The sequence below is a fragment of the Carnobacterium sp. FSL E2-0243 genome, from assembly GCF_038003605.1.
In the GTDB taxonomy this organism is placed as follows: Bacteria; Bacillota; Bacilli; order Lactobacillales; family Carnobacteriaceae; genus Carnobacterium; species Carnobacterium maltaromaticum.
In genome coordinates this window covers 1,210,373-1,233,770 of the sequence record NZ_JBBOPM010000001.1, presented here as the reverse complement: position 1 = coordinate 1,233,770, position 23,398 = coordinate 1,210,373, and the positions used below count along the sequence as shown (strand labels likewise).

The 23,398-nt window shown below is 34.1% G+C and carries 20 protein-coding genes; 3 read left to right on the top strand and 17 right to left on the bottom strand.

All coding sequences use genetic code 11. The features are described 5' to 3' along the window. The 8 genes from MHI00_RS05775 to MHI00_RS05740 form a co-directional block, all read right to left on the bottom strand. Window positions 1-894: an NAD(P)-dependent oxidoreductase gene (locus MHI00_RS05775; RefSeq protein ID WP_015076962.1), complete on the bottom strand. Its 894-nt coding sequence runs from the start codon at window positions 892-894 to the stop codon at window positions 1-3. Window positions 895-984: 90 nt separating this feature from the next. After that, window positions 985-2,013 carry a lysylphosphatidylglycerol synthase transmembrane domain-containing protein gene (locus tag MHI00_RS05770; protein WP_010050684.1) on the bottom strand — a complete coding sequence of 343 codons (1,029 nt, stop codon included), beginning with the start codon at window positions 2,011-2,013 and terminating at the stop codon, window positions 985-987. Next, on the bottom strand, window positions 1,986-3,044 hold the full coding sequence (locus tag MHI00_RS05765) for a glycosyltransferase family 4 protein (protein WP_015076963.1): 1,059 nt from the start codon (window positions 3,042-3,044) through the stop codon (window positions 1,986-1,988). The genes MHI00_RS05770 and MHI00_RS05765 overlap by 28 nt, the downstream gene beginning before the upstream one ends. 18 nt (window positions 3,045-3,062) lie before the next feature. Then, entirely contained in the window at window positions 3,063-4,238 is a 1,176-nt protein-coding gene (locus MHI00_RS05760; protein WP_015076964.1) for a glycosyltransferase family 4 protein, read from the bottom strand. 395 nt (window positions 4,239-4,633) lie between these two features. Continuing rightward, a complete protein-coding gene (gene ptsP / locus MHI00_RS05755; RefSeq protein WP_010050680.1) occupies window positions 4,634-6,355 on the bottom strand; it encodes a phosphoenolpyruvate--protein phosphotransferase in 1,722 nt (573 codons plus the stop codon). Continuing rightward, entirely contained in the window at window positions 6,355-6,621 is a 267-nt protein-coding gene (locus MHI00_RS05750) for a phosphocarrier protein HPr (protein WP_010050677.1), read from the bottom strand. Before MHI00_RS05750 ends, ptsP begins: the two co-directional genes overlap by 1 nt. A gap of 171 nt (window positions 6,622-6,792) precedes the next feature. Then, on the bottom strand, window positions 6,793-6,993 hold the full coding sequence (locus MHI00_RS05745; protein WP_010050675.1) for a hypothetical protein: 201 nt from the start codon (window positions 6,991-6,993) through the stop codon (window positions 6,793-6,795). A gap of 52 nt (window positions 6,994-7,045) precedes the next feature. Continuing rightward, on the bottom strand, window positions 7,046-7,906 hold the full coding sequence (locus MHI00_RS05740) for a hypothetical protein (protein ID WP_229251432.1): 861 nt from the start codon (window positions 7,904-7,906) through the stop codon (window positions 7,046-7,048). Window positions 7,907-8,098: 192 nt separating this feature from the next. On the opposite strand from MHI00_RS05740, the gene MHI00_RS05735 reads away from it, so the two are divergent. Further along, entirely contained in the window at window positions 8,099-10,345 is a 2,247-nt protein-coding gene (locus MHI00_RS05735) for an ATP-dependent Clp protease ATP-binding subunit (protein ID WP_010050670.1), read from the top strand. Between the two features lie 49 nt (window positions 10,346-10,394). On the opposite strand, the gene MHI00_RS05730 is transcribed toward MHI00_RS05735, so the two are convergent. Further along, complete coding sequence (locus tag MHI00_RS05730; RefSeq protein ID WP_332630040.1) at window positions 10,395-11,768, bottom strand: TrkH family potassium uptake protein; 1,374 nt, start codon at window positions 11,766-11,768, stop codon at window positions 10,395-10,397. A 238-nt stretch (window positions 11,769-12,006) separates the two neighbouring features. Between MHI00_RS05730 and MHI00_RS05725 the strand changes: the two genes are divergently transcribed. After that, complete coding sequence (locus MHI00_RS05725; RefSeq protein ID WP_010050667.1) at window positions 12,007-12,288, top strand: DUF1827 family protein; 282 nt, start codon at window positions 12,007-12,009, stop codon at window positions 12,286-12,288. Window positions 12,289-13,038: 750 nt separating this feature from the next. Here the strand turns inward: MHI00_RS05725 and MHI00_RS05720 are convergent. From MHI00_RS05720 to MHI00_RS05695, 6 genes are all read right to left on the bottom strand, one after another. Then, window positions 13,039-14,616 carry a peptide chain release factor 3 gene (locus MHI00_RS05720; RefSeq protein WP_010050666.1) on the bottom strand — a complete coding sequence of 526 codons (1,578 nt, stop codon included), beginning with the start codon at window positions 14,614-14,616 and terminating at the stop codon, window positions 13,039-13,041. Between the two features lie 345 nt (window positions 14,617-14,961). Next, window positions 14,962-16,272 carry a hemolysin family protein gene (locus tag MHI00_RS05715; RefSeq protein WP_010050665.1) on the bottom strand — a complete coding sequence of 437 codons (1,311 nt, stop codon included), beginning with the start codon at window positions 16,270-16,272 and terminating at the stop codon, window positions 14,962-14,964. A gap of 138 nt (window positions 16,273-16,410) precedes the next feature. Further along, window positions 16,411-16,968 carry a thermonuclease family protein gene (locus MHI00_RS05710; protein ID WP_057000710.1) on the bottom strand — a complete coding sequence of 186 codons (558 nt, stop codon included), beginning with the start codon at window positions 16,966-16,968 and terminating at the stop codon, window positions 16,411-16,413. A gap of 357 nt (window positions 16,969-17,325) precedes the next feature. Beyond that, entirely contained in the window at window positions 17,326-18,681 is a 1,356-nt protein-coding gene (locus MHI00_RS05705) for an FAD-dependent oxidoreductase (protein ID WP_010050659.1), read from the bottom strand. A gap of 279 nt (window positions 18,682-18,960) precedes the next feature. After that, complete coding sequence (locus MHI00_RS05700) at window positions 18,961-20,088, bottom strand: AI-2E family transporter (RefSeq protein ID WP_010050658.1); 1,128 nt, start codon at window positions 20,086-20,088, stop codon at window positions 18,961-18,963. Between the two features lie 165 nt (window positions 20,089-20,253). Continuing rightward, window positions 20,254-21,291 (bottom strand): M42 family metallopeptidase, encoded by a 1,038-nt coding sequence (locus tag MHI00_RS05695; RefSeq protein ID WP_010050657.1) that lies wholly within the window; start codon window positions 21,289-21,291, stop codon window positions 20,254-20,256. Window positions 21,292-21,469: 178 nt separating this feature from the next. On the opposite strand from MHI00_RS05695, the gene MHI00_RS05690 reads away from it, so the two are divergent. After that, window positions 21,470-21,904: a GNAT family N-acetyltransferase gene (locus MHI00_RS05690; RefSeq protein ID WP_315529330.1), complete on the top strand. Its 435-nt coding sequence runs from the start codon at window positions 21,470-21,472 to the stop codon at window positions 21,902-21,904. 10 nt (window positions 21,905-21,914) lie between these two features. On the opposite strand, the gene MHI00_RS05685 is transcribed toward MHI00_RS05690, so the two are convergent. Both MHI00_RS05685 and MHI00_RS05680 read right to left on the bottom strand, forming a co-directional pair. Further along, a complete protein-coding gene (locus MHI00_RS05685) occupies window positions 21,915-22,169 on the bottom strand; it encodes a hypothetical protein (RefSeq protein WP_056999617.1) in 255 nt (84 codons plus the stop codon). Between the two features lie 5 nt (window positions 22,170-22,174). Continuing rightward, window positions 22,175-23,176, bottom strand: a complete 1,002-nt coding sequence (locus MHI00_RS05680) for a ComEC/Rec2 family competence protein (RefSeq protein ID WP_056999618.1) — start codon at window positions 23,174-23,176, stop codon at window positions 22,175-22,177. Window positions 23,177-23,398 lie beyond the last annotated feature (222 nt).

The following is a 23,398-nucleotide window of genomic DNA, read 5'->3' as shown; positions in this document are numbered from 1 at the left end:
TTAGTTTCTTTTTGGTTGAACGCCAGCAGGCCACCATAATTTAATTAAGGCTTGTGTTCCATCGTTGCCATGACCTTGATTTTCCAATTTTTCATATAATTCTTTTGCTAAGCTTGTACCTGGTAATTGAATATCCATTTTTTCAGCTTCAGCTAATGCAATCTTTAAATCTTTGACAAAATGTTTCACAAAAAAACCAGCAGTGAAATCTTCTCTTAAAATTCTAGGCGCATAATTTGTTAAAGACCAGTTTTGGGCACTTCCTCCACCAACAGTATCCAAGACACTTTCCAATTCTAAGCCAGCAGCATTTGCATAAACTAGTAATTCAGACATGCCCACCATTGTACCAGCTATCATAATTTGATTAGCCATTTTAGTATGCTGTCCGCTTCCAGCTGCCCCTTGTAGCTTAACTTTTCCAGAAAATACATTGAAAATAGGTTCAACGATTTGATAAGCCTCTTTCGTGCCGCCTACCATAATCGTTAAAGTGCCGTTTTTAGCTCCTAGATCGCCTCCTGAGACTGGAGCATCTAGAACCTCAATTTTTCTTTCTCTACCTGTAGCAAAGATTTTTTGTGCTAATGAAGGCGTGCTAGTAGTCATATCAACTAAAATCTTCTCACTAGTCGCTCCAGCAAAAATTCCATCTTCACTATAGTAGACTTCCTCAACGTCTTTAGGATAGCCAACAATCGTAAAAACAATATCACTTTCTATAGTCACTGCCTTCGGTGTATCTTGCCAAATTGCCCCAAGACTAACAACCTCATCTGCTTTGCTCTTAGTTCGGTTATAAATATTTACTTCATATCCGTCTTTTAATAAATGTTTGACAATAGACGCCCCCATAACCCCTACGCCAATAAAACCAATCTTTTGTTTACTCATGCAACCCATCCTCTCTTAATCCTCTATCATTAAGTATAGGTCAATTTATAAAAAAATACCACTGAATCCAATTGGATCCAGTGGTATTTTTTAGGTTCGTACTTTTGCAACAGCTATCTTCGTATCTTTTATACCTAAAGCCACAACACCCATAAAAATCCCTGTATAATGAGTGATCAAACGCCAAAGTATAAGTGCAATAATTAGCTTTTCAGGACTAAGGATAAAACTTCCAAATAACAAAGTAAAACTATATTCGGCTCCCCCAGCTCCGCCCGGAATTGGAAATAGCGAGACAATTAAAATGATAAAAGCATGTAAACTAATAATTGTCAAAATACTAATATCCGTTAATCCTAAACTTCTTAAAATAAAGTACGGAACAACAAAGTAAAAGACGAGCTGAATGAAGGTTAAAATACTGGTTTTAATCAATAGAGAACGTTGACTCCGAATATATAAACTTTCCTCATAAAAAGTATCCACTTTTTCTAATAAAGAAATTTCAAATTTTCCAAGCTTATCTGAAGAAATAAATCGACTCAACCAACCGATCACCCAATGAATCACTTTTTTTAACCAACTAGCTTTAAATGTAATTAAAAGTAAAATAGTAATCACACCTAGATTAACTGCTAAGCCAATAAATACAAAGGTTGATAATTTAGATAATTCAGCACTTAATGCTTGATAACCAAAAAAGACACAACAAACAAAATTTAAAACAATCATCCCTTGATAAACAACAAATTTCATCAAGAGCACAGAGCTTCCAACGCCAAAATCGACACCGGTTTTCTTCAAGGCCATTAATTGTGCAGGTTGCCCGCCACTTGAAAAAGGCGTAATCGCATTAAATAAATGTTCAATTAAAGGAATTCGATAGGCATTGATAAAACTATAATTTGAATTCCTTCGTTGCAAGAGACCTTGAATAATTTTAGCCTCAATTCCCCAGTGAATCAGCATACATCCCAAGGCCGCAAGTAACCAAAACCAATTCAATTGAAGTAGTTCTTGATAAACTTGAGCAAAAGAAAGTTTTCTAAATTCCCAGGCAAAAATAGCGAGTCCGACAACAAGAATTGCTCCTAAAGCCCATTTGTTCCTTCTATCCATTTATTTTCTCCTTTAAGAGCTTGTTCCTGATAAAAACGAATCCAAATAGTCGTCAAGCGCTCCTCTGAATAGGCTGCATTTCCAGCAATAGCTCGTTCTTTTAATTTTTGATAATCTTCTTGATTGTCTTTTAATTTTCTAATTTCTGCAGCCATTGCTTGGCGATCTTCACAAGCCGCATAATAACCATCAATAACAGGTTTGTATAAAGGTAAGTCTCTTAACAAGACTGGCGTTTCTGTTCCAAAAGCTTCTAAAATACACATAGGAAATAATTCATTATATGATGGCAATAAAAATACATTGGCTAAATTATAATAGTCTACCATTTTTTTTCGGTCAATAATCCCAACAAACTTTAAGTTTTCTGGAGGATGATCCATTAATTTTTTATAACGTTCATACCCGTCAGTAATTTTTCCAAAAGAAAAACCACCAGCCCAGATAAACTGAACATCTGGCATTTCTTCAGCCAAAGTTGCAAAATCAAAAACACCTTTACGCTCTTGAACTTGACCTGCTCCAAAAACAACAAATTTATCATCTGCTAAACCTTCTTCTTTGCGTAATTCTACAATCTCATTTGGAGAATAGGCATAAAAAGTCGATTGAGCAACAAAGTTAGGAATATACGTTATATTCGCTTCATCAATTCCTAGCGCAACTAATTCAGGAATAAAACTAGGATTTACGACAACTAAATGATCCATTCGTTTATAAAATGAAACAACATACCAATCCAGAATCTTTTCAGCAAATTTGGGTATTTTAATACTTTCTTTTAAAGTATTGGGAACAAAATGAACATAACCAATGCGACGACCAAAACGTTTTCTAAAAAAAGTCGTTAAATAGAATAGTGGATCAATTGTATGATAGTGACTAAGTTGTGTTTTTTGATAGCGATTAATCGTCATCTCAATCTCATCCCTAGCTTGCTCTTGGAGCAATCTAATTAATTCTAAATAGGCACTTCCAACCCCTTGCCCTTTGACTTTATCCGCCGAAGAAAACATATTGACTTTAATCATTGTCTCACGTCCTATTTCTTATTTTGCGACATTTAAATGTGTCGCAGTTTCAACTTGGTATTTTCGATTACTATCTTCATAAAACTGAAGCACACGTTCACCAAAAGCTGTTGCTGAAATATCATACAACAGTTCTTGTCGCTTCCATTCATTATTTTTTTGATCATTTAAGGTTGCTAATGTGCTGATAATTGTTTCAGCTAGTTCTTCATCTTGGTTAAAAAGTGCTCCAAACTCATTAGCGCCAACTAAGCCACGGGTATAGGCATTATCCTTAGCGATAATACTTGTTCCACTAGCGAGTGCTTCAATATAGGTTAAGCCTTGCGATTCTGATTCAGAGGCACTAACAAATAAATCAGCCATTTGGTAATAACCTGCCACTTCTTCACTAGGTTTCTCGCCTAAAAATTGCACATATTCTTCGATTTCTAATTCTGCAGCAAGAGCGTCTAATGTTGGACGCTGAGGACCTTTTCCAACAATAATTAATTTAGCATTGGGCTCATTTTTTATGATTTCAGGCATTGCCAGTAAAATAGCTTCAGTATTTTTCTCCTTAGACAAACGACTTAGTGACAATATCACTTTGTCTTCTTGAGTCAAACCTAATTCTGTTCGGATATTCCGATTCTCAAGCCTTTCAAATTTCTGTAATTTTACTCCTGTAGGAATGACCTCAATACTTTCGGTTACACCATAATCAGCTAATTGATTTAAAACACGTTCACTTGGAGCAATCACACCAACGGTTTGATTACAAAAATAACGTGATAACAGCTTAACATGATTGGGACGTAAAATTTTGCCTTTTGCAATATAATGTAAATAATCTTCATACATTGTGTGATACGTATGAACAAGTGGAATGTCTAATTGATTTGCCACGTATTTCCCTGTAAAGCCTACGCTAAATTCTGTATGAGTATGAATAATATCTAAATTTAATTTTTTAGCTTTTCTTAAGGCTACATATGCTCCACTAACTGCAATTCGACGATCTTTAAATGATAAAAAAGGAATACTTGTTAAGCGTATAATAGTTGGTTCATCTTCTTCCGCATTAGGGTCGGTAGTGGTAAATATAGTCACTTGATGCCCCTTATGCTCCAACTCTTCCTTCAAGGTTTTGATTGACGTTGCCACTCCACTAACTTGTGGAAAATACGTATCTGTAAATAGTCCAATATTCATGATACACCCTCCTTTTTACTCTTTAATCTACTTAATAGGTTTGCAAACAACTTGATTGAACCAACTAAACTGATTTTTCAATACAACTTTATACTACTATTGTATAGGTATCTCGTTTATTTCGTATCCATCTAAGGTTGTATTTCTTTTTTATCTAAAGTCCTATTTTTTGGTAGGACTAGCCTATTTTTCCATAAAAGAATTCGTTTAGTGTATGTCAAAATAAAGGCATTTACTCTACTTATAGACTAACATAAATTATGTATCTTTTCATTTATTAGCCTAATTATTCACGATTTCTTAACGACTATTGAAAGAAAAAATGAGTAAATCATCCTATTTTACATAAAAAAATGGCTATAAGTGATGACCACCTATAACCATTTTGACTTTGCTTATTTAGTGTAAGATTCAACTAGTGCAACGACTTCTTCAGCTGTATCACAATCATTGATTGCTTTATCTGCTAATTCTGCCATCTTAGTTGTGTCTAAACGTTTCATTAAGCTACGAGTTTTTAAAATACTTGAAGCACTCATAGAAAACTCATCTAAACCAAGACCCATTAATAATGGTACAGCCGTTTGATCTCCAGCCATTTCACCACACATACCAGTCCATTTACCTTCTTTATGAGAAGCATCAATAACATTTTTAATTAAACGTAAAATTGATGGGTTGTAAGGTTGGTATAAATATGAAACGCGTTCGTTCATACGATCCGCTGCCATTGTATATTGAATCAAGTCATTTGTTCCAATACTAAAGAAATCAACTTCCTTAGCAAATTTATCAGCAATAACGGCTGCAGCTGGAATTTCAATCATGATACCCACTTCGATATCATTAGAAACTTCAACACCTTCACTAACTAATTTAGCTTTTTCTTCAAGTAACATTGACTTAGCTTGACGGAATTCGCCAAGTGTTGCAATCATTGGGAACATGATACGTAATTGACCGAAAACAGAAGCACGTAATAATGCGCGCAATTGAGTTCTGAACATATCAGGTTGTGCTAAACAAATACGGATTGCGCGGTAGCCTAAGAAAGGATTCATTTCATGTGGTAAAGTTAAATAAGGTAACTCTTTATCTCCACCAATATCCATAGTCCGAACGACAACTGCTTTGCCTTCCATACCTTCAAGAACTGCCTTGTATGCTTCAAATTGAGCTTCTTCTGTTGGGAAATCTGGTGAATCCATGTAAAGGAATTCAGTACGATATAGTCCAACTGCTTCACCACCATTATTTTTCACTCCAACTAAATCTTTTGGAGTTCCAATATTAGCAGCTAACTCAATGTGTTTACCATCAGCAGTTAATGTTTTTTCATTTTTCAACTTGTCCCACTCAGCTTTTTGAGCTGCGAAAGCAGTTGCTTTTTCTTCATACTTCGTCACGTCACTAGCTTCAGGGTGGATGATAACATCCCCTTCAAGACCATCAACGATGATTGAATCATTTTCTTTAACCTTAGCTGTAATTTCTTTTGTTCCTACAATTGCAGGAATTTCAAGAGAACGAGCCATGATTGCAGAATGTGACGTACGTCCACCAATATCTGTTACAAAAGCTTTAACAAATTGACGATTTAATTGTGCTGTGTCACTTGGTGTTAAATCATGAGCCACAACGATAACTTCTTCATCAATCATTGAAGGATTTGGTAACTTCACGCCTAGTAAATGGCTCATTACGCGTTTAGTAACATCTTTAATGTCAGCTGCACGTTCTTGCATGTAAGGATTATCTTCCATGCCTTCAAACATGCTAATAAACATGTCCGTAACTTCTTTCAAGCCGCTTTCAGCGTTCACTTTATTATCTTTTATGTTGCCTTCAATACTCCCGATTAATTCTGGATCAGAAAGAACCATTAAGTGTGCATCAAATACCTGAGCTTCTTCTTCACCTAAGCTTTCAGCAGCTTTTTGACGAATCAGTTCAAGTTCTTGTTTCGCTTTATTTAATGCATTTGCAAGACGTTCATTTTCTGAAGCAGAATCCTCAACTGTAATTTTGTTGAATGATAAATCAGGTTCGATCAGCATATAAACTTTAGCAATAGCTACGCCATCACTAGCCGCAATCCCCTTTAACATTTCAACCATTATTCAGCTAAGCCTTCTTTCTTCATTGTTTCTTCGATTCCAGCGATAGCTTCAGCTTCGTCAGCACCTTCAGCAGTAATCACAACATCAGCACCTTGGCCAACACCAAGTGACATAACGCCCATGATTGATTTTAAGTTTACTGATTTACCTTTGTATTCTAAGTTAATATCTGAATTGAATTTGCTTGCTGTTTGCACTAATAATGTAGCTGGACGTGCATGGATCCCTGTATCTGCTACTACATGAAATTCGCGTTTTTCCATAATAATAAGTCTCCCTCAAAAAAAGTATTTTTTTTTTAGAATTACCTTCAAAACCGACTTAAAAACCTATTAAAATAACGATTTTTAAATAAGGAATCAAAAATAACCCTTTCATCTTTACAGATTAACATTTTTTGCAACATTCTACAACTATTTTTTGCTTTTCTTTACTTACATATTCGATTTTTCTATTGGAACCAACCGATAAACAACTTCACCATGTAGTTTTGCTTCCCCTATAATTTCATCTTTTCTAGGGTGGCTTAACCAAATTGTTCTGAAAGTCATAAAATCTTCTTTCTTCACAAGCAACTCTTGAATTTGACCATCGACTAATTCTGTAACTTGTTTTTCCATTTCTTCATGTGACATGGGCAAGTCTCCTTCCTATATAATCTATTAAATTAACATAATTTCCTGATAGTTAAAACAATTTTTTCTTAAAAAAAGATGGCATTAACTGATTTAAATCAATTTCGTATCCCATTTTTGACTGGGTAAAAAGAAAATAGGTGAAACCATTAAAAAGGATATAGAGGAATACTGTCAACCAATTTAATGTATAAAACCCAACAATCATTGTACAAAATACAATGAGGCTATAAACACTAAGCGTTTGATAACTATATTCAGCACTAATTGTTTGTTTCCAATTTTCTGAAAGGACAAGGACGGACCAAATAAATAAATGCAGTAGCCCAACAATAAGTAGCCAGTTGAAATAAAAACGATAAGACCCTTCTCCGTAAATAAAAGACTCTCCTTGGAACCAACTATACCGTTTAAGATTTAGTAAACTTGGGGTTAATAAACGATGAATACTCATGGATGCCATAGTTGCACCCACAACATATATGACACCTTGACTTTTCAAACCGCGGATATAACGCGTAATTTGCTTCCATAAAAGATGACAGCTAACTATATTTATTAGCCAAAAAATAGCTAAATTAAAAGGAAGTAAATAGATTGTTGCTTCTCTTATGAAAAATGAATCTGCATGTACTGCAGAGCTTTCTAATAAGCCTACTCGTGAATTAAAAAGACTGAAGCGTTCAATCACAAAATTAATTCCTATCACAATACTTATAATGAATAAAGCTAGCCAAGTTGGGTACACAAGTAATAAGAAACCACTGACACAAAGTCCTCCTATTAAGATTATTCCTATGATATATAAAATGAAATAGGTTCTATTATCTGATGAAAATAATTGAAAAAGCAGTCCAATACTAGTCCAAAATATAAATAAACTAAATAAAATAGTTACTAACTTTTCTTTCATCTTTTACCCACTTCCTAATTTTGTTATCTCTAGTGTAGTAGATTTTAATGAAAAAGTAAAAGAGTTAAGCAAAGAACTTGAAAGTCAGTAAAGGTCAGTGTATAATATTAATCAGTAAGGTCAGTATTGGTCAACAAAAAAACTGACTTTCATTACATGGTTAATTAAACTACTGAAAGGTTGTGACTTTTTATGTTATGTCAAAACTGTAATCAACACGATGCCACAATTCATTTATATACAAGTATGAACGGCCAAAGAGGCCAGATAGATTTATGTCAAAATTGCTATCAAGAATTAAAAGCAGCTAAAGAACGAGGTGACTTAAAAATGAATCGCTCAAATAATACTCCTGATCCTTTTGGTCTAGGTGGCTTAGACGAATTATTTAAAGCTTTCCAAGCTGGCCAATCGCCACAAGGTCAACCTAATCCACAAATGATTCCTCCAACTCAATCAGGCGGAGGCGGAAAACGCCCTAATGGTCGTCAAGGTGGATTATTAGCCGAATACGGTACAAATTTAACGGATATGGCAAAAAACGGAGCTATTGATCCAGTTATTGGACGAGATAATGAAATTAAACGTGTGATTGAAATCTTAAATCGCCGTACTAAAAATAATCCTGTTTTAATCGGAGAACCCGGTGTTGGTAAAACAGCTGTGGTTGAAGGTCTTGCTCAAAAAATCATTGAAGGCGATGTTCCTCAAAAACTGATGGATAAAGAGGTTATACGTTTAGATGTGGCTAGTTTAGTCCAAGGAACAGGAATTCGTGGTCAATTTGAAGAACGGATGCAACAGCTGATGGATGAATTAAAGAAAAATCCACAAATTATTTTATTTATTGACGAAGTTCATGAAATTGTTGGCGCTGGTAGCGCTGAAGGTAGTATGGATGCAGGCAATATGTTAAAACCAGCATTAGCTCGAGGTGAACTTCAAATGGTAGGAGCAACAACTCTAAAAGAGTACCGGACCATTGAAAAAGATGCAGCACTAGAAAGACGTATGCAACCTGTTCGAGTGGATGAACCAACCGCCGAAGAAACGATTACGATTCTAAAAGGAATTCAAAAGAAATATGAAGATTACCATCAAGTTGGGTATACAGATGCAGCGATTGAAAGTGCAGTAACATTATCAAGTCGTTACATTCAAGATCGTTTCTTGCCTGATAAAGCCATCGATTTACTTGATGAAGCTGGTTCTAAGAAAAATTTGACTATTCAAACAGTCGATCCAAAAATCATTGAAGACAAAATTGCTGATGCAGCATCTCAAAAACAAGCTGCCTTACAACAAGAAGACTATGAAAAAGCCGCTTATTATCGTGATCAAGCTGCTAAATTAGCTGCAATGCGTGATCAACAACAACCGGATACTGAAAAACCGATTGTTACTGAAAAAGATATGGAACAAATTATCGAAATGAAAACAAATATTCCGGTCGGGGATATTAAAGAAAAAGAACAAGCTCAGTTGCGCAATTTAGCTGAAGATTTACAACAACATGTTATTGGTCAAAACGAAGCGGTGGAAAAAGTTTCCAAAGCCATTCGTCGTAGCCGAATCGGTCTCAATAAGAAAAATCGCCCAATTGGATCTTTCCTATTTGTAGGACCTACTGGAGTTGGGAAAACTGAATTAGCTAAGCAATTAGCTGTTGAACTATTTGGGACTGCTGATTCCATCATTCGTTTTGATATGAGTGAGTATATGGAAAAACACAGTGTCGCTAAACTTATCGGTTCACCACCAGGTTATGTGGGTTATGATGAAGCTGGTCAGTTAACAGAAAAAGTGCGCCGCAATCCATATAGTATCGTTTTACTAGATGAAATTGAAAAAGCACATCCTGATGTCATGCACATGTTCCTTCAAATTTTAGATGATGGACGTTTAACAGATGCACAAGGAAGAACAGTCAGCTTTAAAGACACCATCATTATTATGACTAGTAATGCTGGAACAGGTAACGTTGAAGCCAGTGTTGGATTTGGTGCAACCAATAATGCCACACAAAATTCTGTTTTAGATCAACTTACTAACTACTTTAAACCAGAATTCATCAATCGCTTTGATGCAATCGTTGAATTTAATCAACTAGACAAAACACATTTGATTAAAATTGTCGATTTGTTACTACTTGATGTTAATCATATGCTTGTGGATCAAGGAATTTCAATTGTCGTTGATGAAGCAGCCAAAGAAAAACTAGTCGAATTGGGCTATGATCCTAAGATGGGGGCACGTCCATTACGTCGTGTGATTCAAGAACAAATTGAAGATAAGATTGCTGATTTCTATCTTGATCATCCTGAGATTAAAGAATTAGCTGCAACAACAGATGCAAATGGTGATTTAATCGTAACTGAGAAAAGCAACGAACCTGTTGTTTCTGAAGAAGTTGTTCTAACTAAAAAAGAAGACGAATAAGCTGAAAAAGGGTCAGGACAAAAATTGTCCTGACCCTTTTTCTATCTGGCTAACCGATAATAATTTTTTCTGTTGGGTACAAATAATTTGCATCTCTTTTTTCTTTCGGAACAAGTAACATTAACATATAGAGCATACCAACACGACCAATAAACATTAAAATCATGATCATTATTTTTCCGAAAATAGATAAACTTGGTGTAATACCCATTGATAATCCTGTCGTTCCAAAAGCAGATGCAACTTCAACAACTAACGAAACTAAACTATGTTTTTCTGTGACGCTTAAAACTAAGACACTAAAAAAACATAACGCAATTGAAAGATTTAGAACTACAATTGATTTTTTTACATCGTCATTATGAATACGTCGTCCGAATATATTAATATTTTCTCGACTACGAATAAAAGAAAAGAGATATAAAACCACAATAGCCAAAGTAGTAGTTCGAATCCCCCCTCCGACTGAACTAGGACTAGCTCCTACAAACATCAGTGCTGCAAAAAGTAATAATGTCCCATCACTAAAATTACCCAAAGGAGTCGTTAATAGGCCAGCATTACGCGTACTAACAGAGAAAAACATGGAGTAAAACGCACTTTCAGTAAAATTCATTCCTTTAAAAAAATCATCAAATTCTAGTAACCAAATTAAGACGCTACCAACAACAAATAAAATTAAGAACGCCCACATAGAAAGTTTAGCAAATAAAGAAAAACGAAAAGGCAAATCGTGTTTCTTTTTCTTGTAGTTAAAAAAAGCCTTTAATTCAATCAAAACGGGAAAACCTATTCCACCAACTACAATTAGAAACATCACAATCGTTTGAATAAAATAATCTTGCGAAAAGTCTATCAATGAGGTACCCGTAATATCCGCCCCTGAATTAGTTACTGCGGAAACAGCTGTGTAAAATCCATAAAATAAGGCATCATGAACAGTATAGTAATTGTAATAAAAGTACACACTCAAAATCAAACCACCAATGAGTTGAAACCAAATAATAATAGCTAAAGCATTTCTAATTAGCCGAACAATTCCACTTAAATTAGGCTGATTCATATCCACCATAATTAATTGCCGCTGTTTTAAAGAGATTTTTCGTTTTGAAAGAATAAAAAAAGATGTTGAAATCATCATAATCCCTAAACTACCTAACTGAAATAAGACCATTAATAATCCGACTCCTGCTCGATTATAGGTTGAACCTAAATCAATCGTAGTTAAACCTGTCACACTAACTGTGCTGACTGCAGTAAACATCAAATCTAGAAAAGAAAGTTCTTGGCCAGGTATTCTAAAAATAGGTAGCGAGAGCAAAATAGCCGCAACTACGACAGCTATAAAATAAAAAATGACAATCATTTGAATTGAAGAAAAGCGCCCCACTAATTGACGCATTATTTTTTTGAGTTTCTGCATGTTTTAATCCCTCTGTTTCATGTATTCTAACTTTAAATTTTCAGTATGCTATATTTAGCAAGGCAAATTTCACTAAAAAAATTTAATCCTTGAAACCTATCATATCATATTTACGAAATTAGAAAAGAATCAGCCAATCTTATTTTAATAGGATATATTCTTTGATAAAGTCTGACTTTCATTATATAATAAACTTATGTAAAAACGTACTATATTTATTTAGAAGAGGTGATGACAAATGAAATTAATTGATGTAACCAATAGCCACTCATCTTTAGTCGCTGAGCAGCTAGGCAATACAGATGCTGTTTTTATCAAAGTCTATTCTTTAGGACAAACCACAGTCATATTTTCTGGCGCCGCTACACACAAAGATGTTGTTCTAACAAATAAGCTACGAAACATTAAAAATAATGAAATCAACTATGCAATTACTGAAGTCTTGAAAACGACTCCTGATCAAGTTGATATTTTGAAAGCGCCTAATTTGGTTGAAATATCTGTTAATCTAACGGATTGATTTTCTCATGCGCTTCTGACCAAATGAAAAAATTATTTACAAATAGTTAAACATAACTCTATTTTCTAGCTATTCGTAAAGGCTTTTTCCATTTGCTCTGACTCTATTTATTTTAAATATAAAATACCGTGACTTGCCTGTAAATAAAAGCAAGTCACGGTATTTTTTTATTACTAATTCAAAAAAATTATCTCAGCATATTTTTAATGTAAACATTAATAATTATAGTAATTTGTTTTAGGATGCATATTTGCTTCTATTCCAGATGTAACAACTTTCTCTTCTATTGCTCGATAAATTCACAAAAAACTAGGTACTTCCAAATTAGATTTTCCAATTCTTGTATCCTTCGTAAATTTTACCAAATCCTTTGCCTTTAGCGAATATAAAGGATAAAAGCTCATTATCCCTTTAAAATTTAATCGTTTATATGATCCCGAAACATAATTACGTAATATTTTTTTCGTTTAAATTCCCATATAAGTATCTTCTAATTTGCATAATCGCACTAATAAATGACCTATCTTCATTTTGATTCGGAACATCAACATTTATATAAATATATTGAAAAATGGTTATGTCGTTAATATTTGATTCGTTTTATATTTGTAATGCTTACTGTTGAATAAAACAAGGTATATATTTAAGAACAACTACTTTCAGTTTCTGTTAATTATATATTCTTTTCTTAAAATAAAAAAAGTTCCTTTTTATCAAAAATCGATAAAAAGGAACTTTTATTTTTTTATTTTATAGTAAAGCTGTCAATTCAATATCTGGGTACTTATCATGGAACCAACGCATTGCAAATTGATTTTCAAATAAGAACAGAGGCTGATCATAACGATCTCTTACGAGTAAATTACGACTAGATGACATATTCTCATCTAAATCTTCTGGTCTAATCCAACGAGCAATTTTAGAACCCATCGGCGTCATAATAACTTCAGCATTGTATTCCCCTAACATTCGGTGTTGGAAGACTTCAAATTGAAGTTGTCCGACTGCACCTAAGATATAATCCTCTGTGTGGTATGTCTTATACAATTGGATAGCACCCTCTTGAACAAGTTGATTCATACCTTTATGGAAAGACTTTTGCTTCATGACATTTTTCGCGCTAACTTTCATAAACATTTCTGGAGTAAATTGTGGCAATTTCTCATAGGATACATTCATTTTTCCACTGAAAAGAGTATCTCCAATTTGGAAGTTTCCTGTATCATATAGCCCAATAATATCTCCAGCAACTGCATGTTGAACTGTTTCACGACTTTCTGCCATAAATTGAGTAGAATTCGACAATTTCATTTTGCGGGCTGTACGCGACAAAGTAACATCCATACCACGCTCAAATTCGCCTGAACAGATTCTTAGAAAAGCAATCCGATCACGGTGAGCCGGATCCATATTCGCTTGAATCTTAAAGACAAATCCAGAAAACTCTTCAGTGTAAGGACTAATTTTTTCTCCATCGTCTGTTTTATGAGCAGTTGGACTTGGAGCAAATTTTAAATAGGTGTCTAAAAAGGTTTGTACACCAAAATTTGTTAAAGCTGATCCAAAAAAGACAGGTGTCAATTCGCCATTCGCAATTCGTTCTTCTGAAAATTCATTGCCGGCTTCATTAAGAAGTTCAATGTCTTCTAAAGCCTGATCATAGACATTTGAAATTTTAATTGGGTGATCTCCCTCAATTTGACCTTCCGCATTTAACTCAATAAAACGTTCGCCACCAAGTTGTTCAGGACGGTGAATTTCAATACGCTTATTGTAGTTATCATAAAGTCCCATTAAGCCTTTTCCCATACCAATTGGCCAGTTCATTGGGTAAGAATCAATTTCTAAGACTTCTTCCAATTCAGCTAATAAATCAATCGGTTCTTTTCCATCTCGATCTAACTTATTAATAAAAGTGAAAATGGGAATACCACGCATACGACAAACCTTAAATAATTTCTTTGTTTGTGGTTCGATTCCTTTAGCACTATCGATAACCATGACCGCACTATCAACAGCCATCAAAGTTCGATACGTATCCTCAGAAAAATCCTCATGCCCTGGGGTATCTAGAATATTTACACGCTTACCTTGGTAATCAAATTGCATCACAGAACTAGTAACAGAAATTCCACGTTGTTTTTCAATTTCCATCCAATCTGATTTAGCAAATTTGCCACTTTTTTTTCCTTTTACTGTTCCGGCTTGGCGAATTGCTCCACCAAATAATAATAATTGCTCAGTAATCGTCGTTTTCCCAGCATCTGGATGGGAAATAATTGCAAACGTCTTACGTGAAGCAACTTCTTCTTTTAATGTTTGTTTCATTCGTATCAGTCCTCATTCGGTTAAATTTTAAGTTCATTATTTATATTAATGGCATGTAAACTACACAGCTCCACCTAATTTCCTCGTTTTTAGTTTTAACTCAACTAAAAAAAATCATTATCTAAATTATTATAGCATTTTGAGAGGTCTTTTTAAATCTTATTTTAAAAGTTTATCGGAATGTGCCTATTCTCGTTCTGCTTTGCATTTATAGCACCCTTAGATTCTACCTAAACGCTATCTAGTCCAGCATAGCACAGATAATCAAAACTGTACTACTCAGGCTTTAAGACAGTAAAAGACTGAACTCCACTATTCATAGAATTCAGTCTTCTCTATACTTGATTAACTTGTTAGAACTTTTACCTCTATATTCATTAAACGAGTATTCTCTACCTCTTTAGAAATTAACTCAACAGAATCAACTTTTAATGAAAGGTTTTCATTATTCTCAGGGATTGTGCCTAATTCTGTTAGCATATATCCAGCAATTGTATCGACATCTTTGCCTTCAACATTTAGATGGAAGAGTTCATTAAATTTATCAATCGGCATACGACCTTGGACTAGATAAGTCGACTCGTCAATTTTCTGATATAAATCAGAGATTTCGTCATACTCATCTTCAATTTCGCCAACGATTTCCTCTACTAAATCTTCTAAAGTAACAATACCAACTACTCCGCCATATTCATCTAGCAAGATAGCCATTTGATTTTGCGTTTTCTTCAATTCAAAAAGCAAATCATCAATAAAAATAGTTTCAGGTACAAATAAAGCTGCATTCAAAATTTCTTTTAAGTTTATTTGTTCAAAACCAACACGTTTTGCTTCTTTCAAAACATCTTTTAAATGGATAATCCCAATAATATTGTCTTTGTCTTCTTCATATATTGGTACACGCGAATAACGACAATCCAATAATAAATCAATGTTTTCATCGTAACTATCTTCTAAATCGATCATAAACGTATCTGTTCTAGGTACCATAATTTCTCGTGCCATTTTCGTGTCTAATGAAAAGACACCATTTAACATATGAACTTCTGAAGCTTCAAGAATACCGTCCTTTTGACCGCTTTCTAACATAAAACGCATTTCTTCTCGTGTTAATTTTTCTTCTTCTGCATCAATTTCCATTGGTGTTAATTTAACCAATACATCCGTTGAAAAAGATAACAAAAATACAAAAGGTTTCATTAGTTTTTCAATGATTGAGATAAAGCCCACACTGAACTTAGAAACTTCTTCGGCTTTTTGCATGGCTATTCTTTTTGGATACAGTTCTCCGAAAACTAACGTTACATAAGACAAGATAAGCGTCACCACAATAATTGAAACTTCTTTCGCCCAGCTTACATCTCCAAATACTGGTTGTAATTTGGTAGCAATACTTGTTGCTGCTGATGCACTTGAGAAAAAACCTGCTAACGTAATTCCAACTTGGATTGTTGCTAAAAATCCATTTGGGTTTTCAAGTAATTTTACAAGTCTGCGCGCTTTTCTATCTCCATCATTAGCTTGGCTTTCCATTCTTCCCTTATTAAGAGAAACTAGTGCAATTTCTGCCGAAGCAAAAAAAGCATTTAATAGCGTTAAAGCTAAAATTAAAATCAATTGTCCAACAATCGACTGACTTTCAGGGTCAGGGGTCATTCAAACATCCACTCCTCATTCTTTTCAATTTAATTTTTATTAGTGAATTTAATAATAGCATATTCACTAGTTCTTGACAATATTTTATAAAGTATTGTTGTTATATTTCAAGTTCCTACTATAATATGGGAGCTATTTTTATTGGTTGTCTTTAAACCCTTTTTCTCCAACATAATTTGTTAATGACCAAATGTGTTTCTTCGCTTTTTTTGCTTCGGACTCAGATTGTTTTAGTTCATTAAAATAAAGTTCTTTTTCATTATAGTAGCCTAAACGAGCCAGCCCTTCTTTTAATAAAACTTCCTCCACTAGCTGATCATTCGCATACAAATAAGCTAAGGTTCGATCATATTGATCCACTTTTTCATGGTTTTCATCATAAACAATCGATAATTCTTTCCCTTTAAGATAATCCGTTAGAAATTCTTTCGCTTCCTTACCAAAAGGTTGCGTTTTTCCTGTTTTATTTGTATTGCTTTCAGGGGTATCTATTAATAATAAGCGCATGCGTTTTCGTTCGCCGTTTTCCTTCATAATAATGGTATCCCCATCAACAACTCGTTCCAATTCAATAGCTATTCTCTGAGTATCTTTGGCAGGTTCTGTTATTTGCTGATTTTCTGCGACAAAAAAAGTCCCTATCAGTAAAACAACTAATGCACCAATACCTGACATAATCTTCTTACTATTTTTCACTTTTTTAAATCCTCCTTATAATAAAAAGCTCGTTGAGCCGATTAGCTCCGGCAAGAAAATAGGAAAAATTGATAGGGCGCTTTTTGCCCTCTCGAATTTTTATCTTTTTCTCGAGGAGTTGGCTCATAAGAGCTAGCCTAATAGAAAGCTCGTTGAGCCGGTCAGCTCCGGTAAGAAAATAGGAAAAATTGATAGGGCGCTTTTTGCCCTCTCGAATTTTTATCTTTTTCTCGAGGAGTTGGCTCATAAGAGCTAGCCTAACCTATTCTTCTACTTTAGCATAATTTGACAAAAGAATAAATTTTTTTATAAAAAAAACTAGCCAACTTCATTTCAGAAGTGGCTAGTTTCGTTTTGTTACTTAGCTAGCTTGCGCTCTTGTTCAAGAGCAGCTTGTGCTAAGATATTTAGATAGTTCCAAGGGCGATCAAAATGTGGTTGGAAGAAGAAATCAACATAAGCTAAATCTTCAATTGTCATTTTATTTTGAATACATAATGACAATGAGTTCGCTGATTGAGTAATGTCATATTTAGACATTAGTTGTCCACCAACAATTCGATTCGTACCTACTTCATAAACTAACTGCATTAAGACTTCTTCAGTCGTTGGCATGAATTCTGGACGGTAATTATCTTTAACAATAACCGAACGAACATTTAAGCCAAAGTGATGAGCTCCGCTTACAGTAACTCCTGTTGATCCAATATTAAAACCAAATAGATACAAACCAGATGTTGCTTGTGTTCCACGGTATTTCACTTTTTCACTTACAATATTTTTTCCAACTAAACTTCCCATGCGAACAGCATTCGTTGCTAAAGGAATGTATGCAGAACCGCCATTTGGATTATAATGCACCGCACAGCTGTCTCCTGCTGCAAAAATTGAAGGATCGCTAGTTCTCATATACTCATCAACAACGATTGCACCGTTACCCAACATTTTTACTTTTCCAGTTAACAATTCAGTGTTTGGTTTAAATCCAACACATAAAATAACTAAATCAGCATCATATTCACCAACTGGTGTTTTAACAGATTTCACTGCACCACTTGCATCTGGTACGAAAGCTTCAACTGATTGATTTAAGGCTAACGTCACGCCACGTTCTTGTAAGTCATGCTCTAGAATATCAGTAAATTCTTTATCTAAATATTTATTTAAAATACGATCTAAGCCATCAATTAGAGTTACTTTTTTACCTGATTCCGCAAAAGCTTCCACTAATTCGATTCCAATATAACCTCCACCAACAATCACGATTTTTTCAGCATTTTCAGCTTCTTTAATAATCTCGTTTGCTTGGTTATAGTTTTTGCATAGTAAAACATTTTTACTTTTAATTCCTTCAATTGGAGGAATTATTGGCCAAGAGCCTGTAGTCATTACTAATTTATCGTAACTTACATCAAAGGCTTCTCCGCTCTTAATATCTTCAACTAATACAGTTTTATTTTCTGTATCAATATTTTTAACATTGTGTTCCATTTTAACTTTTGCGCCCATAGAAGCTAATTCTTCTGGATTTGAATAAAACAAACCTGCGGGATCTTTCACAACTCCACCGACATATAGTGCAATACCACACGAAAGGAAAGAAACATTATCGTTTCGCTCAAAAACGAACACTTCTGCTTCTGGATGTTCTGTTAAAATGGTTTTAACTGCTGCTGTTCCAGCATGGGTACAGCCTACTACTACTACTTTCATCAATAAAATCCCCCTATATATTAGACTAATCTTCTGACAATCTAATTGATAATAATAATCATTACTACAAAGTAACTATATCACATGAGATTTAAAATTACTATAATTTAAACTATGGTTTTGATAACTTTTTTTAAATAGTTATCGTCTTTTTATTTTTTTCACAAACTTTTAAAATCAAAAAAGCCTACTCACTATAGCTTCACTAGTCAAAAATCAAAAAACTTAGTGAAACCAGATTGAGTAGACCATTTGAAAATTTAATCATTTTTTAATCATTTATTTTCCTACTTGATTCTCGCTAGAATTTCCAATAGTTGCTAAATGATCTTTCCGTAATTTTAGTATATCGCGAATATACAGAATAATTGTTTTACTTACTGCATAGAATGGTACACCTAATATCATCCCAATTAATCCAGCAATATTTCCGGCAACTAATAGAATCGTAATAATTGTTAACGGATGAATCGCTAACGATTTACCAATTACATTTGGCGAAATTAGATTTCCATCAATCTGTTGCACAACAAGTACCACAACACAAACTAAAATAGCTTGTAACGGTGACACAGTTAATCCAATAATAATGGCTGGTGCCATTCCAATATATGGTCCAATAAAAGGAATAATATTTGTAACTCCTGCAATAAACCCAAGTAAAAAGCCATAAGGTAAGCCAATAATTAGGTAGCCAATAAAGGTAAAGGTTCCTACAAACAAGCAAACTAGCGCTTGTCCACTAATGTAAGAAGCAATTGTATTACTCATTTGTCCAAGTAGTTCCAACACTTTACCACGGTAATCCTCTGGGAAAAACTTTGTTGCTGAAGGTCCAAATTTATGCCCGTCTTTAAACATATAAAAAAGAACAACTGGTACGGTCAAAACAACTAAAGTAGTATTTGTTACTGCACCAATGATAGAACCTAAACTTTTGGTTACGCCACTAAAAACATTTGTAGCAATCGCACCAATCGAAATGTCTGAACTTTTAAACTTGTCCTCTATCCCTAATTCTTTCAACCATTGTTGATTAAAAATATCATTTGACATTTTTTCTAATTCTTTTAAATAAGTCGGTAAACTATTCATTAATTCACTAATTTGTTCAACTAAATTAGGAATAACTGTCACTGCTAAAAAGATAATAGCACCTATTAACAATAAAAACACAATGCCAATCGCGTATTTACGCTTCACATTGAATTTACCTAGCAGATTAATCACTGGATTAAGCATATAAAAGAAAAAACCGGCAATCACTAATGGGGCAAAAATAGTTGAGATAAACGTTCCTACTGGTGCAAATAAAAAATCGATTTTCGTGCACATAAAAATAAAAACAGCAATGACTAATAGCCATACGCTCCAAAACATCAATTTTGATTTTTTGAAAACTTCCATGTTAATCAAACAACTCCTTCTAAAATAGTATCTTGAACTCGCAGTTTTAGCCACGTCAGAAAAATAGGAAATTCCAATAAAAGAGTCTCTTTACTTTTTAGGATTTTGCCTTTTTTTCGAGTAGTTTGCAAGTATAACTAGCCTGATATTGTAGCCTTAATTTCATTACTCACATAACTCGCTTAACAAATAGGCTTCAACTAATTGCTCTGTTGCTTGAATAGATTCAACATGGCTACGTTCATAAGCATGGCTGGATTCAACTCCAGCTCCAATCAACGCATGGCGAACATCAGCTCCTGCACGCATCGCTGCCGAAGCATCGCTGGCATAAAATGGATAAATATCTAATTTATAAGGAATTCCATTGGTTTCACATAACTCCGTTAATTGTTTTCTTAGATGATAATGATACGGACCACTTCCATCTTTTACACAAATAGAAACAGTGTACTCATCTGTTTGCTGATCATCTCCCATTGCACCCATATCAACTGCCAAATAATCAACAACTTTTGAGGAAATATTAGAATTGCCCCCGTATCCAATCTCCTCATTTGTTGAAATAAAAAAATGAGTGGTATAAGGTAATTCAATCTTTTCATTCTTTATTTTTTCTAAAAACTTTATTAATACTGCTACGCTAATTTTATCATCTAAATGACGAGATTTAATAAAACCGCTCGCTGTTATTTCCGTTCTTGGATTAAAGCTAATAAAGTCGCCTACTTGAATCCCTAATGCAGCTGTTTCTTCAGCAGTTGTTACTTTCTCATCAATTCTAATTTCCATATTTTCTTGATTTCTTTCTGCTGTTCCAGCATCTTTATAGACATGAACACTGGTTTGATGCATTAGAATTGTTCCCGTATACGTTTTTCCAGTACTTGTTTGAATAGTACAATATTCGCCCTCTATAGCATTAAAACGAAAACCACCGATTAAATCAAGTTTAAGGCGACCATCAGGTTTGATGCCTCGAACCATCGCTCCTAATGTATCTACATGAGCTGTCACAAATCTTTGTTCCTCATGATTATGGCCTTTAACGGTAACCATCAATGAACCTTTACGATTTTTCTGTGGACTATATCCGAACCCCTCTAGTATATTTTTAAGATAGGCGATAATTTCATAGGTATTGCCGGTTGGTGAAGCAATATTTGTTAAATCTGATACGAACTCAATGGTGCTTTTGGACATTATTTTAGCTCCTATCTTTTTATTTGTATATTTAGTATACCTTGTAAATTCTTTTTTTTAAAGCAATAAAACATAGATTTTTTTTCAATGGAAAAATTCGTTATTTTTATAGCTTAATGTTTAAAATTATGCTACCCTAATCTTTAGTTAATCGATTCTTAATTTGGGGGATAATTTTATGAATTTTATATGGACAACTGATTTAACTTCAACTACCTATCATGATGCTTTAGCTGTTCGCAAAGAGGTTTTCATTGTAGGACAAGGTGTTGACGCAGCAATTGAAATTGATGCGTTAGAATCATCAACTGAGCATGTTACTGGTTATTTAAATGGCGAACCCGTTGCTGCAGCCAGACTCAATCGAATTCAAAATGACACCTATAAAGTACAACGTGTAGCTGTTTTATCAACCTATCGAGGACAACATTTAGGTGAAAAATTAATGCAAGAAATCGAACGTTATGCGATTGAAAATGATGTTGCAAATTTGGTTTTAGGAGCTCAAGATCACGCTATCGGTTTTTATGAAAAATTGGGTTACAAAGTTGATGGAGATGGATTTATGGAAGCAAATATTCCACATCATATGATGCGCAAACAAAAAAACTAAACAAAATTGTTTAGTTTTTTTGTTTCCTTTTTAATAGAGCTTCACGTTTGGCTTTCATTAAAGCTAAACGTTGTTCTCCTTCATTAGGAATTTTCTCAATCAAACGCCTTGTTTGATTATTTTCCTTTTGATAATAAACATTTAAAACATCGCCTAGCTGACACTTTTCTGGTAAATACTTGAGTTCAAGGTAAAAAGGCGCTGCTCCCGAATCTGGAATTAAACGTGCTATATTTCCCTCAATTTCTTCTAGTACCATTTTCATGTCACTCACTCCTCTGTTTTCACTGAATAAGTCCCATCCTTAGCTACTGATACAGTAATTGTACCACTCTTATCTGTCCCATAAAAAGGAATATCCAGACTTGTTAAGCGCTCAATTGTCTCACTACTTGGATGGTGATAACTATTATTGATTCCCGCTGAATAAATGGCAATTTTAGGATTCACTGCAGCCAACCATTCAGGACTGTTACTTTCTTTTGAGCCATGATGCCCAACATGTAATAAAGTTGATTCTAGAGGAATATTTTTGGCCAACATTTCTTTTTCCACCCGTGAAGCAGCATCACCAGTAAACATGCTACTAAAATTACTCGTTGAAATCCTAGTAACGATTGAATCATCATTTTGATTGCTTTTACTTTCTTCCGTGGGATTCAGCACTTCTATTGAAAAGGGACCTATTTTTCTAACCTCGCCACTTTTTGGCTCTTCATAAAGACTATCTTTAGCAGCAATAGAATCTAATAATTTTTCATATACTTTAGTAGTAGAATCATGTCCATTTAGCCAAACTTCCTTCACATCAAAATAATCCATAACTAAATCACCATGACCAATATGATCTGAGTCATTGTGGGTAAAAATCAGCAAATCAATTTTCCCACCTACCCCAATATAGGTATTTAGATACTCAATAATGCGTTTATTTTTATCATCGTAACGACCTGTATCAATTAAAATCGTCGTTCCATCTTCACTTTGAATCAATGTTGCATCCCCTTGACCAACATCTAAAAAACGAAAAGTTAAATTTTCTGTTTGTTCCGGAGTTATTTTAGCATCTGTTTTTGTTTTTTTCTGAGTATTAGAATTAAATACACTGTCAATCTGCTCTGAGATATCTTTGGTTAAATCCGTTAGTAAGTTTTCATTTTGACCAACCATTTTACCAATAAAAAAACAAAATAACATGACACTAAAAATAACTAAATATCTTTGATTTAGTTGCTTTTGTTTTGTGCGTTTCTTTCTCTTCTTTTGTGCCACATCATCACTCCTTAATAAAAAGTTTGGTGAGCCGATTAGGCCTGGCAGAAAAATAGGAAATTCCAGGAAAAGTGGCTCTTTACTTTTTAGGGAATTTATCTTTTTTCCGAAGGACTGGCTCACAAGAACTAGCCGAATAAAAAGTTTGGTGAGCCGATTAGGCCTGGCAGAAAAATAGGAAATTCCAGGAAAAGTGGCTCTTTACTTTTTGGTGAATTTATC